Annotated in this window: 18 protein-coding genes; 15 read left to right on the forward strand and 3 right to left on the reverse strand. The window is 33.4% G+C overall.

Annotated elements, in window-relative coordinates:
* Window positions 1-160: 160 nt before the first annotated feature.
* Window positions 161-1,348: a metallophosphoesterase gene (locus tag CAB05_RS16815; RefSeq protein ID WP_088001950.1), complete on the reverse strand. Its 1,188-nt coding sequence runs from the start codon at window positions 1,346-1,348 to the stop codon at window positions 161-163.
* Window positions 1,349-1,559: 211 nt separating this feature from the next.
* Here CAB05_RS16815 and CAB05_RS16820 point away from each other — a divergent pair, with 211 nt between their 5' ends.
* Complete coding sequence (locus CAB05_RS16820; protein WP_088001953.1) at window positions 1,560-2,825, forward strand: ATP-binding protein; 1,266 nt, start codon at window positions 1,560-1,562, stop codon at window positions 2,823-2,825.
* 32 nt (window positions 2,826-2,857) lie between these two features.
* A complete protein-coding gene (locus CAB05_RS16825; RefSeq protein ID WP_088001955.1) occupies window positions 2,858-3,274 on the forward strand; it encodes an HIT family protein in 417 nt (138 codons plus the stop codon).
* Between the two features lie 98 nt (window positions 3,275-3,372).
* Here the strand turns inward: CAB05_RS16825 and CAB05_RS16830 are convergent, their stop codons facing one another.
* Entirely contained in the window at window positions 3,373-4,146 is a 774-nt protein-coding gene (locus CAB05_RS16830; protein ID WP_088001957.1) for a class I SAM-dependent methyltransferase, read from the reverse strand.
* Window positions 4,147-4,334: 188 nt separating this feature from the next.
* Here CAB05_RS16830 and CAB05_RS16835 point away from each other — a divergent pair, with 188 nt between their 5' ends.
* Window positions 4,335-4,652: a hypothetical protein gene (locus CAB05_RS16835; RefSeq protein WP_088001959.1), complete on the forward strand. Its 318-nt coding sequence runs from the start codon at window positions 4,335-4,337 to the stop codon at window positions 4,650-4,652.
* Window positions 4,653-4,671: 19 nt separating this feature from the next.
* Here CAB05_RS16835 and CAB05_RS16840 read toward each other — a convergent pair whose 3' ends face one another.
* A complete protein-coding gene (locus CAB05_RS16840; protein ID WP_088001962.1) occupies window positions 4,672-5,082 on the reverse strand; it encodes an ATP synthase subunit C-like protein in 411 nt (136 codons plus the stop codon).
* An 82-nt stretch (window positions 5,083-5,164) separates the two neighbouring features.
* Between CAB05_RS16840 and CAB05_RS16845 the strand changes: the two genes are divergently transcribed.
* The 12 genes from CAB05_RS16845 (at window position 5,165) to CAB05_RS16900 (ending at window position 16,783) form a co-directional block, all read left to right on the forward strand.
* Window positions 5,165-5,836, forward strand: coding sequence for a Dph6-related ATP pyrophosphatase (locus tag CAB05_RS16845; RefSeq protein ID WP_088001964.1), 672 nt, complete (start codon window positions 5,165-5,167; stop codon window positions 5,834-5,836).
* 97 nt (window positions 5,837-5,933) lie between these two features.
* Window positions 5,934-7,337 carry a 6-phospho-beta-glucosidase GmuD gene (gene gmuD / locus CAB05_RS16850; protein WP_088001966.1) on the forward strand — a complete coding sequence of 468 codons (1,404 nt, stop codon included), beginning with the start codon at window positions 5,934-5,936 and terminating at the stop codon, window positions 7,335-7,337.
* Between the two features lie 28 nt (window positions 7,338-7,365).
* The gene (locus tag CAB05_RS16855) at window positions 7,366-8,286 is read left to right on the forward strand and encodes an ROK family protein (RefSeq protein WP_088001968.1); all 921 of its coding nucleotides are present in this window, start codon (window positions 7,366-7,368) and stop codon (window positions 8,284-8,286) included.
* Complete coding sequence (locus tag CAB05_RS16860) at window positions 8,273-8,989, forward strand: GntR family transcriptional regulator (RefSeq protein WP_088001970.1); 717 nt, start codon at window positions 8,273-8,275, stop codon at window positions 8,987-8,989. Before CAB05_RS16855 ends, CAB05_RS16860 begins: the two co-directional genes overlap by 14 nt.
* Window positions 8,990-9,345: 356 nt before the next feature.
* Window positions 9,346-10,536 (forward strand): MalY/PatB family protein, encoded by a 1,191-nt coding sequence (locus tag CAB05_RS16865; RefSeq protein WP_235821547.1) that lies wholly within the window; start codon window positions 9,346-9,348, stop codon window positions 10,534-10,536.
* On the forward strand, window positions 10,529-11,233 hold the full coding sequence (locus CAB05_RS16870) for a helix-turn-helix transcriptional regulator (RefSeq protein WP_088001976.1): 705 nt from the start codon (window positions 10,529-10,531) through the stop codon (window positions 11,231-11,233). Before CAB05_RS16865 ends, CAB05_RS16870 begins: the two co-directional genes overlap by 8 nt.
* A gap of 258 nt (window positions 11,234-11,491) precedes the next feature.
* Complete coding sequence (gene vanR / locus CAB05_RS16875) at window positions 11,492-12,187, forward strand: vancomycin resistance response regulator transcription factor, VanR-F/VanR-M family (RefSeq protein WP_088001978.1); 696 nt, start codon at window positions 11,492-11,494, stop codon at window positions 12,185-12,187.
* Window positions 12,180-13,292 carry a HAMP domain-containing sensor histidine kinase gene (locus CAB05_RS16880; protein ID WP_088001980.1) on the forward strand — a complete coding sequence of 371 codons (1,113 nt, stop codon included), beginning with the start codon at window positions 12,180-12,182 and terminating at the stop codon, window positions 13,290-13,292. The genes vanR and CAB05_RS16880 overlap by 8 nt, the downstream gene beginning before the upstream one ends.
* A 110-nt stretch (window positions 13,293-13,402) precedes the next feature.
* The gene (gene vanY / locus CAB05_RS16885; protein WP_088001982.1) at window positions 13,403-14,278 is read left to right on the forward strand and encodes a VanY-A/VanY-F/VanY-M family D-Ala-D-Ala carboxypeptidase; all 876 of its coding nucleotides are present in this window, start codon (window positions 13,403-13,405) and stop codon (window positions 14,276-14,278) included.
* A gap of 230 nt (window positions 14,279-14,508) precedes the next feature.
* Window positions 14,509-15,669: an MFS transporter gene (locus CAB05_RS16890; RefSeq protein WP_235821548.1), complete on the forward strand. Its 1,161-nt coding sequence runs from the start codon at window positions 14,509-14,511 to the stop codon at window positions 15,667-15,669.
* Between the two features lie 114 nt (window positions 15,670-15,783).
* Complete coding sequence (locus tag CAB05_RS16895) at window positions 15,784-16,152, forward strand: DUF4180 domain-containing protein (RefSeq protein ID WP_088001984.1); 369 nt, start codon at window positions 15,784-15,786, stop codon at window positions 16,150-16,152.
* A gap of 103 nt (window positions 16,153-16,255) precedes the next feature.
* Entirely contained in the window at window positions 16,256-16,783 is a 528-nt protein-coding gene (locus CAB05_RS16900; protein ID WP_088001986.1) for a dihydrofolate reductase family protein, read from the forward strand.
* Window positions 16,784-16,866 lie beyond the last annotated feature (83 nt).

A 16,866-nucleotide genomic window follows, 5' to 3' on the forward strand; every position in this document is an offset into this window, starting at 1 on the left:
TAGTCAACTGGTTATTAGGAATTACTTCAATGAATGAGCTATGAAAATACTCATAATATATCTAAAGAAAAGATACATTTTTTAAAAAACGAAAAAAGCACCTTTAAAGGTGCTTTCAGTTTGTATACAAAGTACAACAACTGAGATATTCAGACTCTTTTCAATTACTACTCTCTTGAAAAGTAACGTTAATTGTGACAATTTCAGATGGATTACCTGTACGAATTGGTGGTCCCCATGTGCCAAATCCAGAAGAAACGACAAAGTGTGATAGATTCTTCTGCAGATAGCCCCAATCTAATTCGTATAGCTTACGTGTAATAAGATGATTTGGCTTAAATTGTCCGCGGTGCGTATGACCTGATACTTGTAGGTCTACGCCTAAGTTTGTTGGAATATCTAATCGATAGGGCTGGTGATCTAATAAGATAATTGGTTTTGTATGATCAATGTCTTTTAATAAATCATGTAATTCTAACCTATTTTTACTTGCTAAGTCTTTTCGGCCAACGATATAAAAACTATTTTCAACTAGTTCTTTTTCGTCTAAAAGAATGTGAATCCCTGCGTCATTTAAATGATCAACAAGTAAATCTAAATGGCCACCGTAATAATCATGATTTCCAGGTACAGCGTAAGTGCCTATTGATGGTTTTAATTTTTTAAAAGTCTCCACCATATTTTCTTCAACAAATGGCGTAATATCTTCGTCGATGATATCACCTGCGATTAAAACTAAATCAGGAGATAGTTTATTAATCTCATCGATTAAGAACGCTAATCTTTTATTTGTTACGAGTGTGCTTAAATGTAAATCAGATACTAAAACAATCGAAAGTGCTTTCGAATGTAAATTTGATTTTTCTACGTGAATATCATAATGAATGAATTGTGTATTTAATGCATTTCTTCTTCCTTTTACAATCAGAAAAACTATGGAGAGTAAAACAATCGTCCCTAAACTTATGATTAGTTTTTCAGAAGAGAGAGGCGTAAATGTTAACAATAACCAACCGATTAAATCAGAAATCAATAATATAAAGATTAAATAGTAAATAACAGCTAGCCAGTAAGCACCTATATGATGTAAAAACTTAAAAATAGGTCTTGGGAGATGCTTTTTTAATACTCTTGATAAAATATAGGCAAAAGTAAATAACCAAAAGATGGACCAATATATTAGTTTACTAACTGTATGTAACTCGTGCTTCAATATTGTATTTATATAAATCCAACCGTGAATTCCTAAATAAAAATTTATCAATAAAAAGAAAAAGGTAACGATCACAAGATTGATAATGACTCTTCTATTCATAAATAATCCTTTCATTAATTTTTTTATTTGCATTTATAGTATAAATGTTTAAATAAATAAACTCATCTTTTATGTGAGCATAGTCCCAAATATATTCAACTTATCGTTTACAATAAATGGAGAATTACATAATATGGAAATATTAGGGATAATATCGAATATTAAAGGATATTTAGAAATTTTGTCGTAATATTAAGATTGTTATCATATAGTGTAAAAACTTCAATCAGCGAGGACTAAAATCATGTTAGTTGAGAAACTTTTATTACATGTCTTAATCATATTAAGTCCAATATTAATTTACAGTATTATTTATGAAAATCATGGTTATAAGGATAAAATTTATCTTTTCGGTATGTTTCAAGCAGTGGCAGGCTTTCTTTGTATGGCGTTTCCGTATCCCGCATATGGCCTGTTTTGGGATTTACGTTATATACCATTAGCGATTGCTTTTCTATACTGTGGTTTTGGATGGGGTATGTTAACGTTTTTATCAATCCTATTAGCAAGACTCATGTTAGGTGGAGATGCAATTCTCTTTGGAATGGTTAGTGTAACTTTATCATCATTAGGGGCACTTGCTTTATCAAGATGGTTTTGGAGATTCAAACCAAAGCAAAGAATTATATTAACTGCGGCCATAGGATTTTGGCCAGCACTCGTTCAATTTTGCATTTTATTTACATATTTAATTTTAAACAACGTCAGTTTTAAAAGGGATTATCGACTATTTGGATTAATCTTAGTATTTATATTAATTGAATTAGTGGCGATCACACTAGCTGCTAAGCTAAATGAGATATTAATAGAAAAAAAGCTTTTACAAAGAGAGATTCAGCGTGCAGAGAAGTTGAACACTTTAAGTGAAATGGCTGCATCTATTGCACATGAAGTAAGAAATCCACTTACGGTCGTAAAAGGTTTCCTTCAGTTAATGCAGCAAAATAAAGATAAGCAATCTGGGGAGTACTTACCGTTAGTATTGAGCGAGTTAGGTAGGGCAGAAGGAATCATCAATGATTATTTAAACTTTGCAAAACCACAGTTTGATAAAGTTGAGGTAGTGAATCTAAAGGAAAGTGTTTCAGATGTAGTAACATTATTAGAACCATTGGCTTTGAAGCAAAATGTAAAATTAAAAGGTGAAATTTTAGTTGAACCTTTTTTACATACTGATAAAAATCAATTAAAACAAGCACTTATTAATCTTATTAAAAATGCAATTGAAGCGACCGAATCTGGCGGTTATGTCCATACGAAACTATATGATGATGGTTACAAAGCAGTCATAACGATTCAAGACAATGGTAAAGGTATGACCAAGGAACAACTTTCACGTATCGGAACATTATTTTATTCTACGAAAGAAAAAGGCACTGGAGTAGGAACAACTGTTTCAGTTCGTATTATAGAAGCCATGAATGGAACCATCACTTTTTCAAGTAAAATAAATGAAGGAACAAAAGTTACGATTAAATTACCTAAAGTAGAAATAGTGAAACCAAAGTAAAGCTAATAAAGAATGATTGTTGGGGGAAAAGGATGCCATACGATGTAAATTGTCCGTTTTGTAATCCACTACAGGATCGTGAACAAAACATCATTTTCGAAAATGAAACATGTTATTTTTTACAACATAATTTGGAGCAGGACGTTTTGGAAGGTTGTGGAGTAATCGTTCCCAAAAAACATCGTATCACTACTTTTGATTTAACATTAGAAGAATGGAACGATACTTATGAATTGTTACAAAGTGCAAAAGATTATTTAAATGAAAAATTCTCGCCGGATGGATATACTTTAGGATGGAATGTTGGTAAGGTTTCAAATCAAACGATTCCTCATTGTCATTTTCATATCATCCCAAGATATCATGATGAACCATTTGCAGGAAAAGGTGTTCGGAACTGGATTAAGCAGCCTGAAAATAAAAGAGAAAAACTCATTCAGAAAAGGTAAATATGATTTAATGTACTTTCTTCAGTATGTAGAGGAAGTACAAAAACTATGAAATTCAGTCTGAAGGTAAGTACCAAGTATTGTACTTACCTTTTTTCTTATTTCTTTATCGCAATCCATATTGTCCAACGGTCCTTTTCAATGATAGCTGTTTGATGATTCAATTTGCTTTGTATAGTTTGGATTAACATACTAAGCTCATCATTAGTTAGTTCATGCAGTATGGAACGCCCAGTTCTTTGGCGTAAATCATCACTTAATTGTTCAAAGTTTTGATAATGTCTTCTAGCTTCCCAGAGTTTTTCTTCTGTCGTGATATAAAAGCCATTCGATTCCAAAGCCTGTATCACTTTTTGCGAAGGATATCTTCGTGATGATTCTATGCTTTCCAGTTTGGGATACTTTTCAAAGAAATAACCTCTAATGTGGTTAGGGTCTCCAGGTAGTAAACAATCCTCCGGGGTTCTATCTTGAATAATGAGCAAACCATTCTTTTTTAATAATCGATTTGCTTCTTTAAAGCATGCATCTAAATCTTTCAAGTGATGAATTAAAGCTCTTTGTAAAATAATATCGAAGCTGGATGAAGCAAGATTTGTATGGTAGGCATTTCCTTGTAAAAATGCAATGTTCTCGAGTCCTTTACAATTTTCAGTGGCTCCCTTTAACATTTCCTCTGAAAAATCTACAGCCGTTACTTTAGCACCTAACATAGCCAAAGCTTTAGAATAAATACCACCACCACAGCCGATATCAACAACCATTTTACCGTTCACATCAATATGATTCTTTATAAAATCAATCCAAGATTGATCTGCTAATCTGGTGGTATAACTAAGTTTATTTTGCTCTTCATGAAAATTAATGGACATACAAGATACCTCCTTACATATGTCATAATTTGGTGATACTCTTATTATAGTTCACCTATATTTTCTGGCTAATATTGAAAAGTTATAAAGATTAATAAGTTCTCGTTATGGCGTTTATACAGGGTATATTAAGGAAATGGTATGGTTGTTTAAACTAATAGTTTGAAATGATTAGGGAGGTATGAATCGTGTCAGGTACAATTGAGCATTTTGAAAGTCTTCGTTCTGAATTCATCAACGATTATGATGCAACAAAAGGAAGTATCTTTGGACATAAAGGTTTAAAAGTGCAAGGGAAAATTTTTGCGTTTTATAATGAACCAAATCTTGTCGTAAAGTTAAAAAAAGAGGATGTTGAAGAAGCATTAAAAGTAGTAGGAACACAAAACTTTGATCCGATGGGTGGTAAACCGATGAAAGAATGGGTTGAGATTCCATATGATCAAAAGCAATGGTTTGATTATGGATTAAAAGGCATGATGTATGTAAAAAGTTTAATAAAATAAAACCTCCGAATCGGAGGTTTTATTTTATTAAACAAGCAACAATTCCTACGATTGGAATGGCGGTTACTAAAGCATAGCTAATCTTTTCAAGAGCTGAAATAAGAGGCTTTGCTTCTTCTTTTGTAGAATGATTAATTAGTAATTCTTTACTTTGTCTTCTAATTAGAAAAGCATTAATAGCCGCTACAATTAGAATTAAGATAGCAGGTATTGTACTGTTCATTGTAGAAGATTCTATTCCGTTATAGCCTAGGATGATGAACAGGATTGGTAGTGCTTCAACAACGGCTACGCCAATAAACATTTTTGATTGAATACTAGCACTCTCATCTGGTTTTACTGCTATATTCTTTAAAGCGTTACGTACAACAAAGCTAATCCCTGTCGTAGCAATGAAGCTTGCAATGATAAAATAAATTAAAGCATCCATGATGTCACCTCAAACGTTTCTAAGTTAATTATACTAGATTAATTATACAAGATTAAATAAAAGTGAAAAGGGGTATGGTGAAATGGCTGAAAGAATTGCAATCTCATGGAGTGGAGGAAAGGATTGCTGTTTGGCATTACATAGATTAATAGAAAGCAATCAAGAAGTCGCTTGTTTATTTTCAATGGTTTCTAAAAAAGATGGTCGAAATCATGCTCACGGTACACCACTTCCTTTTTTACAAATGCAGGCAGATGCACTGGGGATACCACTTATTATGATAGATTCAGCTGGTGATTATGAACAATCGATTATAAATGGATTAAGGGAAATGAAGGAAGAATTAGAGATTACGGCTGTAGCATTTGGTACTTTATATGTAGATGAAGATAAAAAATGGAATGAAGAAATCACAATAAAAAGCGGGTTAAAGCCACTATTTCCAGTTTGGATCCATAAAAATGAATCAATAATCTTGTTAGATGAATGGATAAATAGTAACTATAAAGCTATCATCTGTAGAGCAAGAGATTCGCATTTCGATGCTAATATTGTTGGACAAACAGTAACTGAAGAGCTGAAAGAGCTACTCATTCCAAAAGAAATATGTGTTATGGGTGAGGGTGGAGAGTACCACACATTTGTAGTAGATGGTCCTTTATTTACTAAAAGGCTAAACATAACGGAGTCGGAAACGATTCTAAATACTGATTTATGGTCATTGAATATTAAAGAGATGAAAATGGTAGAATAGTAAATAAGTATACTTTAGATTTTAAAAGTATATACTTTTAATACATCACTCATATATAATAGTAGAAAGAAAGATTACTAAATTAGGAGTGATCAAGATGAAATATTCATTTGAAAAGGGATTTTTATGGGGAGCGGCTACCTCTGCAACTCAAATTGAGGGCGCTGCATTTGAGGGTGGAAAAGGTAAAAATATTTGGGACCATTGGTATGAAATAGAACCAAATCGTTTTTATAATCAAGTTGGTCCAACAAAAGCGTCTAACTTTTATGTTACATATAAAGAAGATATTCAAAGAATGAAGGAAATTGGCTTTAATTCTTATCGTACTTCGATTTCATGGTCACGTTTAATTCCTGATGGTAACGGTGCAGTGAATGAAGAGGCAGTCGCTTTCTATCAATCTTTAATAGATGAGTTAATTAATCAGAATATCGAACCAATTATTGGCTTATACCATTTTGACATGCCTTTTGCTATGCAGGAAATCGGTGGGTGGGAAAGTCGCGAAGTTGTTGAAGCGTATAGTCGTTTTGCTCGTATTTGTTTTGAGTTGTTTGGAGATAGAGTGAAAAAATGGGCAACTCATAATGAACCAATCGTTCCTGTTGAGGGTGGTTACTTGTATCAGTTCCACTATCCTTGTGTAGTAGATATGAAGCGTGCTGTCCAAGTTGCTTACAATACAATGATTTCAAGTGCTATGGCAATTAGAGAGTTTCGTAAAGTAAAAGTAGAAAATGGGCAAATCGGAATTGTAATTAATTTGACACCATCTTACCCAAGAGATGCTCAAAACCAAGATGATGTGAAAGCAGCGAATATTGCAGATTTACTCTTTAACAGAAGCTTCCTAGATCCCTCAATAAAAGGAACTTATCCAGAAGAATTAATTTCATTAATAAAAGAAAATAACTTACTACCTGTTACCAATCCGGAAGATTACACACTAATGAAAGAAAATACAGTCGATTTTCTGGGGGTTAATTATTATAGTCCACGTAGAATTAAAGCAAAAGAAGCTGCTGTTGATCCATCGAAGCCAATTATGCCAGAGTCATTTTTTGATAATTATGATATGCCAGGAAAGAAAATGAATATATACCGTGGTTGGGAAATCTATGAAAAAGCTCTTTATGATATCGCAATCAACTTAAGAGACAATTATGGCAATATCCCTTGGTATGTATCTGAGAATGGAATGGGCGTTCAAGATGAAGAGCGTTTCTTAGATGAAAATGGAATTGTCCAAGATGATTATCGTATTGAGTTTATTAGTGAACATTTAAAGTGGTTACATAAAGGGATCAGCGAAGGTTCAAATTGCTTTGGTTATCACCTATGGACTTTTATGGATAATTGGTCATGGTTAAATGCATATAAAAACCGATATGGATTTTATCGAGTAGATTTAAATAATCATTTTGAACGTACGATAAAGAAAAGTGGACTTTGGTTTAAACAAGTTGCTGAAAGTAATGAACTGGTTATTGAAGATTAATAAGCTTATTTAAAGGGAGAGCAAAACAATGAAACATTATGCAGTCATTGATTTGGGCGGTTCAGCAATAAAATATGCATTAATGAAAGAGGATGGCAGCTTTGTTGAAAAAAGTTCTGTCCCGACACCAAGAGAAGGAATTGAAAATTTTATCGATGAAGTGACGAAAATAGTAAAAGAATATGATCGTAAAGTAAAGATTGAAGGGATCGCATTAAGTATGCCAGGTGCAGTAGATGTAGAAACTGGGATCATCGCTGGGGCAAGTGCCATTCCATATATTCATGGTCCAAATATTAAAGATTTATTGTTTGAAAGCACAGGATTACGTGTTGAACTAGAAAATGATGCAAATTGTGCAGGATTAGCTGAAGCATGGATTGGTTCAGCGAAAGACGTAAATGACTTTATTTGTATTGTAATTGGAACGGGTATTGGTGGAGTTGTTGTCCTTAATAAAAAAGTGCGTAGAGGGAAAAATCTCCATGCAGGTGAGTTTGGTTGTATGCTTGTTAAGGACTATATGTCCGAAACATTAGGCAGAAACTGGAGCGATGTAGCTTCAACGACGAGTTTAGTTCATGCAGTTGCAAAACGTAAAGGGATGGACTGGAAAACACTTAACGGTAAAAAGGTATTTGAACTTTTTGATCGTGGTGATGAAGAAGTTATAATAGAGGTTGAAAAATTTATTAAATACTTAGCTGTAGGTATTTTTAATGTAGCATATGTAATTGATCCAGAGAAAATATTGATTGGTGGAGCAATTAGTGCCCGTAAGGAATTAATTGAACAACTCAATGCAGTACTGGCAACAATGAGAGGGAAGCATGCAACCTTAGATATATCAGTTGAACAGTGTGCATTCGAAAATGACTCAAATTTAATTGGTGCACTGTACCATTATATGCAACAAACAGGAGTGAACATTGTAAGTGAGCAAATATAACGAAATTGCTAAGGATATTCGGCAAAAAATTTCTAATCAAGTGTATGGAGTAGGTGAAATGCTTCCAGACGAGTTTACATTAGCCGAGCAGTATGATTGTAGTAAAATGACAGTTAAAAAGGCAATGGACATTTTAGTAAGTGAAGGGTTGATTGCAAAAAGACGTGGATACGGTACGATTGTAAAAGAAGCACCTTTATTTAATGTGCATCAATTAAATCGAAATGATAAAAAGCATTTTGGCTTAACTCAAAAAGTAGGAGCTAAACGAGTAAATTCTAAAGTTTTACTATTTCAGGTAATTCCGGCATCAGATAAATTAGCTTCATTATTGAATTGTGAAACGAACAGCTTTATATACGAAATTAAGAGAGTTCGTTATATTGACGGAAAACCATTTGCCCTTGAAGAAATATATATGCCAATATCAGTTATTCAAGGTTTATCGGAGAAACATGTAAATAAATCTATTTACCAATTCATCCAAGAAGAATTAGGTTTAAAAATAAAAAGCGCTCAAAAAATCATAAGAGCGGTTAAAGGGAATGCGCTGGACATCCAGCACTTACATATTCATAAGCATGACCCAGTAATGGAAGTAGAGCAAATCGTTTTTCTAGCAGATGGGAAGGTTTTTGAATACTCCATAACACATCATGTTTATCAATTATTTGAATTTCAAACTGTCATCATAAATGAGTAGGAAGAACAGGAAGGACGAACAAAATGTCTTTCCTGTTTTTATTTTGGACTTCGCCTTGTTATGAAAGAAGATTTTTCAAGGATTTTTAAATCAAACAAACGTTTAATTAAAAAGTTAATGGGCGTGGGTATACTAAATCTAGTGGTTGAAATTGGATAGGTGAAACTACAACTGTGAATCAAGTAAGTTAATCTTAATTGTTGGAAAACATCATCCAAGAATCTAAAATAACCAACAATTCATTTTTTACTGACGCGTTAGATAAAAAATTATCATTGTGATAAAAAATTCTTATCATTAGTTGTATTTTCAGATAAAATAGAATCAGAGAGAAAAATGTGAATGGGGGAATGAACGTGAAATTTAACTTTAATGAAGAAATTAGCCGAAAGAATACTAACAGTACGAAGTGGGATTCAATTGATCAGGTATTTGGATGCACAGAAGTTCTTCCACTATGGATTGCAGATATGGATTTAGCATGTGCGCCAGCAATAGTAGAGGCACTTACTAAAAGAGCACAGCATCCTATATATGGGTATGGGCATATTCCAGAGGAATTTTTTGAAGCGGCTATCAATTGGGGTGCAAAGCGCTTTGGTACAAAGATTAATCGTGAATGGTTAACGACTGTCCCTGGTGTTGTTCCGGCTTTAAATTTAGCAATAGATGCATTCACAAAGGTTGGAGATGAAGTCATCATTCAGCCACCTGTTTATTATCCTTTCTTTAGTGTCGTGAAAAATAATGGCCGAAATTTAGTCGAAAATCCTTTGATCGAGCAAGATGGTTACTACTATATGGATTTAGATGATTTAGAAAAGAAGATTACGAGTAAAACAAAATTACTTATTTTATGTAGTCCAGCAAATCCAGTTGGTAGAGTGTGGTCAAGAGAAGAATTGAACGCATTAGTTGAAGTATGTAAAAAGCATAAAATAATTATTATTGCTGATGAAATTCACGCAGATTTAGTGTATGAAAAAGGTACGCATATTCCTTTTTACTCTATAAGTGAGGACGCTGCGAATATGAGTATTACGTTCATGTCACCAAGCAAAACATTTAATATTGCAGGATTATTTTCTTCATTAGCTGTCATTCCGAATCCGGACTTATTTACAGAATTTACCCATTCGATTCTTCGCGCGAGCTTAGAAAATTTAAATATATTTGGAATTGAAGCTGTCATTGCCGCTTATAATGAAGGCGATGAGTGGTTAGATGAGTTACTAATTCATTTAAAAGGTAATGCTGAATATATCCACAATTATTTAAAGAAGCATATTCCAGAAGTTAAAATGAAAGTAACAGAAGCAACTTATTTAGGTTGGTTAGACTTTAGAGATCTTGGCCTAACATGTGATGAACTAAATAAATTTTTAGTAAAAGACGCAAAATTGGGATGCAATGAAGGGCGTGTTTTTGGATCCAATGGTAAAGGATTCATGAGATTAAATTATGCTTGTTCTCGTAAAACTATTGAAGAAGCTATGGTACGGTTAGATCAAGCAGTTAGAAAGTTAAAGGTATGTGTTAATGAATGAGGTAGAAGTTAAGCATTCGCGACAAGTAAATGAGTGTCACAATGAATTATTAAAAATGTATATCCCAATGGTTACATTTATTGCCAATGTGATGGGTAAGCATTGTGAAGTCGTACTTCATGATTTAACAAACCCAGAAAACTCTATTGTTGCAATCGAAAATGGGGAAATTAGCGGACGTAGAGTAGGCGGTCCAATTACTGACTTAGTATTAAAAGTAATGCAAGAGGGTGCTTATAAAGAAGTTGATTTTATCACTAATTATAAAGCAAGTGTAAAAGGCAACCGTACTTGTCGATCTTCTAGTTATTTTATTAAAAATGAAACTGGGGAAATCATAGGCGTACTTTGTGTAAATGTTGATGTAACTGTGCTAGAGAACGTGAAATCTTACTTAGATGATTTCATAATGACTAGTTTTCAAAATGAAGGTCAAAAGCCTTTGAAGGTACACAACTCAGATGTTTTTGAGAATCTTCATGAAACTGTTGAGGATGTTCTAGAAAATATGATTACGAAAGTATTGGGTGACTATCACTTGTCTCCGGATAGATTATCAATTGATGAAAAACTTGATGTTGTTCGAAAATTAAATGAAGCGGGTCTATTCCTTTTAAAAGGTGGAGTAAGTGAGTTAGCTCAAAAACTAAAAGTATCTGAAGCAACGATTTACCGCTATCTTAGCAAGGTAAAATAAAAAAAGACAGAATGATAAGAGGAGATATGCGTAATTAAATTGCATATATCCTCTTTTTTATATGAGATAAACTATTGTGATATGATTGAAGTAAAGGCAGTTCATGTACATAAGAAATGGTAAAATAAAGAAAAAATAAATGTCTATTAGTAAATACTCGATGCGTTAAAGTGAGTTCATAATTTTGAAATAGAAAAATGAAATGATAGAAAATGGATAAGAATTGATATATAGCTAACTTTACTTAGGAGTGGAAAGATGAGAGATATTTCGATATTAATTGCTGATGATGAGGAGGAAATTGCAAATCTGATTGCCATCCATTTAGAAAAAGAAGGGTATCATGTTGTGAAAGTATTGGATGGACAAGAGGCTGTTCGTGTAGTCGAGACTCAATCAATCGATTTGCTGATTTTGGATATTATGATGCCGAAATTGGATGGTTATGAAGTAACACGCCGTATTCGTGAAAAGCATAATATGCCCATTATATTTTTAAGTGCTAAAACATCTGATTTCGATAAAGTTCAGGGTTTGGTAATAGGAGCGGATGATTATATGACTAAACCATTCACTCCAATCGAATTGGTTGCGCGTGTGAATGCTCATCTCCGACGTTTTATGAAGCTAAACCAGCCTAAAACAGAGAATAAAACCTGTTTGGAATATGGTGGATTAGTTATTTCCCCTGACCAACGTACGGTTACGCAATATGGCGTAAGTATTGAGCTAACCCCGAAAGAGTTTGATATTTTATATTTATTAGCGAGTCATCCGAAGAAAGTTTTTAGTGTTGAAAATATTTTTCAACAGGTATGGGGTGAAGCGTATTTTGAAAGTGGGAATACAGTTATGGTTCATATACGTACGCTTCGGAAAAAACTTGAAGAAGATATAAGAAAAGACAAATGGATTAAGACGGTATGGGGAGTAGGGTATAGCTTCAATGGTTAAAATGATGCACAGTTTTCGTTCAAAGATGGTATTGTTATTTGGTTTAAGTATGTTTTTATCAGGTATCATAACGTATCTATTCTATAAAGGACTTCAATTCTATTATCATGTGATGGTTCGTTATGAGGATCCCTTGGCACAGTTTCGTATTTTGGTAGGAAGATTCGGAGACTTTAATATCTTTTTTATCTTATTTATCTTACTATCTTTCCTGTTCTTCTTTTTACTTACTAAACCTTACTCTACTTATTTTAAAGAGATATCAAACGGCATTCATAACCTTGCTCGCGGTGATTTTAAACATAAGGTACAAATCCATTCAAATGACGAGTTTAGAGATATTGCTCAAGATATTAATTTGGCAAGTGAAAAATTGGAAGAGGCGATTTTGCGAGGAGATTATTCAGAAAGCAGTAAAGATCAACTAGTCGTAAACTTAGCTCATGATTTACGGACCCCACTTACCTCTGTTTTAGGATATTTGGATTTGATCCTAAAGGATAAGAGTTTGACGGAAGATCAAGTAAGACATTTTTTAATGATTGCCTTTACGAAATCTCAACGATTAGAAAAGTTAGTTGATGAATTATTCGAGATCACTAGAATGAATTATGGGATGATATCAGTTGAAAAAAAGCGAATCAATTTAACTGACTTACTGAATCAATTAAAGGAAGAATTGTATCCTGTACTTGAAAAGAATCATTTAATTGCTCGAATGAATAGTAAGACCAACTTACCCATTTATGGTGATGGAGATTTGATTGTCCGTGTGTTTGAGAATCTGATGACGAATGCTATACGGTATGGAAATGAAGGACAATATGTCGATTTAAACGGATTTATTGATGGAGATGAAGTGGTTGTTCAGGTTGTGAATTACGGGAATACAATCCCTCCAGATGAACTCCCGCATCTCTTTGATATGTTTTATACCGGTGACAAAGCACGAACTCAACAAGAAGATGGTACAGGCCTTGGCTTGTTTATAGCAAAGAATATCGTAGAGCAACATAATGGATCGATTACTGCAAAAAGTAACGTAATACAAACTACTTTTGAAGTTCGTTTACCACTGGAAAGTGATAAAAATAATGAAGATTAATGAAGGACAATTTCACGATTTAAGAAAAATTTAATATTTACCCTACTCTTTTTTTTAATAGTTTTACTTATTCTTTTAAGCAAAGACGAATAAGGAGGAAGCTAGTAAAAATGAAGAAGTGGGGATTTTTATTGTTTTTATTATTGTTCTTAACTTTACCTTTCATAAAAATTGGATCGTTTTTTGAACCAAAAGTAGTCATACAAAAATATAATCAAGCTGAATACAATGAAATAGAGAATGGAAGTTCTGAAAACACCTATAAAAAAGAAATCACTGATGAACAAATCTACCAGGGAAACTTGCTTTTGGTTAACAGTAAATATCCCGTTCACCCAGAAAGTATTAAATCGGATGTCATAAATTTATCTAGTCAAAATGAATTGGCAAGGGACTTTGGGGTGATCGATAACGATATCTATTTATCAGAGGAAATAGCAAGTAAATTTTCAGAGATGATTACAGCTGCAGAAAAAGAAGGGGTTCGTAATTTCTCCATAACTAGTGGCTATCGAGACTTTGAGAAACAAAATAAACTTTATCAAGAAATGGGTTCTGCTTATGCCTTACCAGCGGGCTATAGCGAACACAACTTGGGTTTATCTCTTGATGTAGGATCTACTCAAGAGAAGATGGCTGTAGCATCTGAAGGGAAATGGATAGAGAAGAATGCATGGAAATACGGGTTCATTCTACGCTATCCAAAAGATAAAACGGATGTCACAGGAATTCAATTTGAACCGTGGCATATCCGATATGTGGGTTTCCCTCATAGTGCGATTATGAAGGAAAAGAATTTTGCTTTAGAAGAATATCTAGATTATCTAAAAGAAGAGAAAGTCATCTCTGCTAAAATAAATGGGAAATCATACGAGATTACCTATTACCCCGTTTCTCAGAGCAGATCAATTAACGTAAACGATCAAATGCATTATGAGATTTCGGGTAATAATATGGACGGCGTAATTGTGACTGTGTACGATTGAAAAATATTTAATTTATGCCTAATGAAGTTAAGAGAGCATGACTAATTAATTCTTTCGCTTTTTGAACAACACATAAGATGGTTCAATTTCAAATTTGCTAGAGTCGCTTAGGTGACTCTTTTTTAATTGCAACCAAAAGGAGTTTACCAATCTTTTTATAAATACTTTAAAGCTTTTTATGCCCTATATGAATATACATGTAAAAATAATTCATTGGAGTGATTAGAATTTTGGGGAAATTAAGTTTAAGTGTTGGATGGATAACTTTATTTCTAATGGGTACCGACTTGTTTGTAGTCTCTCCATTATTACCGTATATTTCTAAAGCGTATAGTGTAAGTCCAACAACTACGGGATGGATGGTAACCACTTTTGCGGTTACATATGCATTGTCGGCTCCTTTATTTGGGTGGCTTTCAGATAAAAAGGGAAGAAGAACATTCATTACGCTTGGTTTATTGTTATTTTCAATTTCTAACGTATTGACTGCTATTGCTCCTACATTTTTATGGCTAATTGTTAGCCGAATTTTAGCTGGTTTGTCCGTGGCTGCAATTACTCCATTGATCTATGCAATCATTGGAGATATTGCACCAACAAATCGTAGAGGTACATGGCTCTCAATTGTTGTATCTGGACACTTAACAGCTCTATGGGCAGGAGCACCATTGGGCACGATATTAGAGCATTTTCTTGGTTGGCGTTCGGTATTTGTTGTAATGGCAATCATAGGAGCTATATTGTCGATAGTGAACTTCAAAGTATGGAAATATAATCCTAAAAAAGATTTTTCAAGGAACCTATTTGATGGGAATCTGCTAAGAATACTTGGTTCAGTAAGTGTTACTACCATTTGGTCAATTTCAATGTATGCACTTTATGTTTACCTAGGTGCATCACTGTACTCCGAAAATAGATTCTCATCGTCAGAAATCGCATTAGCGGTTACATTTTATGGTATGGGAGCTGTTTTAGGAAGTCTTACCAGTGGGCAATTAACTGATAAAATTGGAGAAAGACAAATTTCGATTGCTTCATTATTTTTCTTAATTCTAATACTAATTTGTATAGGCATATTCTTCTCACATGGGGCTTGGGTTTATTGCCTTCTTTTTCTATGGGCTTTAGTCGGTTATGGAGGATTTACGTCATACCAAGCAAGATTAGCTGTGGAATATCCACAACAACGTGGTATCGTTATGGCTTGGAATAATACTGCTTTGTATATCGGTATCACCATTGGATCAATGTTTGGAGGTTATGTCATTTCCAACTGGGGATATAATATCCTTCCATATGTATGTAGTATTACTGCATTCGTAAGTTTTGTGTTAAGTACCCAAAAAGTTCAGAAAGCCAGAAAGGAATCATCTTTTTCAGTTGGTACATGACCTTAGAACGTTATTACGTAATGTCACATATAATTTGTTTCCGTCGCTTCACGATTAATTATCAGTGTTTTATAATCGTAATAAAAATAATTTTAATAGAACGGAGATATGGAGATGAATTTAAAAACGGTAGAAGCAAACGGACATATAATTGCAGTAGCTCATGGTGATTCAATATTGTTAAAAGATGAACAAAGTGCTATGGATATGATGATGACGATTAGTTTTGAAAAAGGTAGTAATCGAATTTCCTTAAATAAGGAAGCAATTTCAGAAGATTTTTTCAATCTTAGTACAAAATTAGCAGGTTCAATTCTGCAAAAGTTCGTTAACTACAATATTAAGTTTGCAATTATAGGAGATTTTTCAGTTTATACTAGTAAAGCTCTGAAGGATTTCATTTATGAGTGTAATAAAGGAAATCATATATTTTTTGTTCCATCAGAACATGAAGCGATTGACAAATTATCTAATGCGAAATAATTAATAGCAGAACGAGTACTCAATCTTGCAGTTTTTTCAGTATTTACTGTAAAAGCTAAGACATGAAACGGTGCAGATAATTAAGAAAGTAAGGGAGATTCGCATGAGTAAACAACGTAATATTATTTTATACATTGGTACTTCAATTGACGGATATATTGCAAATGATGATGGTACCTTAGAATGGTTAGAAACAACAGAAGTTGAAGGAGATTCTGGATACAATTCATTGCTTGAAAGAATTGATACTGTTGTTATGGGAAAAGGAACTTATGATGTCATTCGTGGATTTGATATAGATTATCCTTACAGTACTTATAAAAATTATGTTTTTTCTAATTCTTTAAGTGGATCAGATGAATATGCTCAATTTATTAATGAAGACGTCAAAACTTTCGTTAACAATTTAAAACAAAAACCTGGTAAAGATATATGGTTAATTGGTGGCGGTCATTTAGCGCGTGAGTTTTTTAAAGAGAATTTAATTGATGAATTCCAACTTGCCATTGCACCTATTGTTTTAGGAAAAGGAATCTCTCTTTATACAGGGGATGATATTACTCAAAATTACTCATTAACGAAAGTAGAAAAATTAGGTCAACTTGCTATGCTTCACTACATAAAAAAATAATGTAATAGCTTTATACGGGCGCCACAAGTTCGTTCAGCACACTCAAAAGTCGCTAATGCGACTTTTTTTGTTTGGACTGTTTA

Origin of the sequence: Gottfriedia solisilvae (genome assembly GCF_002128405.1) — a bacterium.
Lineage (GTDB): Bacteria > Bacillota > Bacilli > Bacillales > Bacillaceae_G > Gottfriedia > Gottfriedia solisilvae.

Coding starts and splice junctions, on each gene's coding strand:
- vanR (WP_088001978.1), top strand. CDS start 11,492: ATGAGAGATATTTCGATATTAATTGCTGATGATGAGGAGGAAATTGCA.
- CAB05_RS16900 (WP_088001986.1), top strand. CDS start 16,256: ATGAGTAAACAACGTAATATTATTTTATACATTGGTACTTCAATTGAC.
- CAB05_RS16825 (WP_088001955.1), top strand. CDS start 2,858: ATGCCATACGATGTAAATTGTCCGTTTTGTAATCCACTACAGGATCGT.
- CAB05_RS16870 (WP_088001976.1), top strand. CDS start 10,529: ATGAATGAGGTAGAAGTTAAGCATTCGCGACAAGTAAATGAGTGTCAC.
- CAB05_RS16840 (WP_088001962.1), bottom strand. CDS start 5,082: ATGGATGCTTTAATTTATTTTATCATTGCAAGCTTCATTGCTACGACA.
- gmuD (WP_088001966.1), top strand. CDS start 5,934: ATGAAATATTCATTTGAAAAGGGATTTTTATGGGGAGCGGCTACCTCT.
- CAB05_RS16845 (WP_088001964.1), top strand. CDS start 5,165: ATGGCTGAAAGAATTGCAATCTCATGGAGTGGAGGAAAGGATTGCTGT.
- CAB05_RS16815 (WP_088001950.1), bottom strand. CDS start 1,348: ATGCAAATAAAAAAATTAATGAAAGGATTATTTATGAATAGAAGAGTC.
- vanY (WP_088001982.1), top strand. CDS start 13,403: ATGAAGAAGTGGGGATTTTTATTGTTTTTATTATTGTTCTTAACTTTA.
- CAB05_RS16895 (WP_088001984.1), top strand. CDS start 15,784: ATGAATTTAAAAACGGTAGAAGCAAACGGACATATAATTGCAGTAGCT.
- CAB05_RS16830 (WP_088001957.1), bottom strand. CDS start 4,146: ATGTCCATTAATTTTCATGAAGAGCAAAATAAACTTAGTTATACCACC.
- CAB05_RS16820 (WP_088001953.1), top strand. CDS start 1,560: ATGTTAGTTGAGAAACTTTTATTACATGTCTTAATCATATTAAGTCCA.
- CAB05_RS16880 (WP_088001980.1), top strand. CDS start 12,180: ATGGTTAAAATGATGCACAGTTTTCGTTCAAAGATGGTATTGTTATTT.
- CAB05_RS16855 (WP_088001968.1), top strand. CDS start 7,366: ATGAAACATTATGCAGTCATTGATTTGGGCGGTTCAGCAATAAAATAT.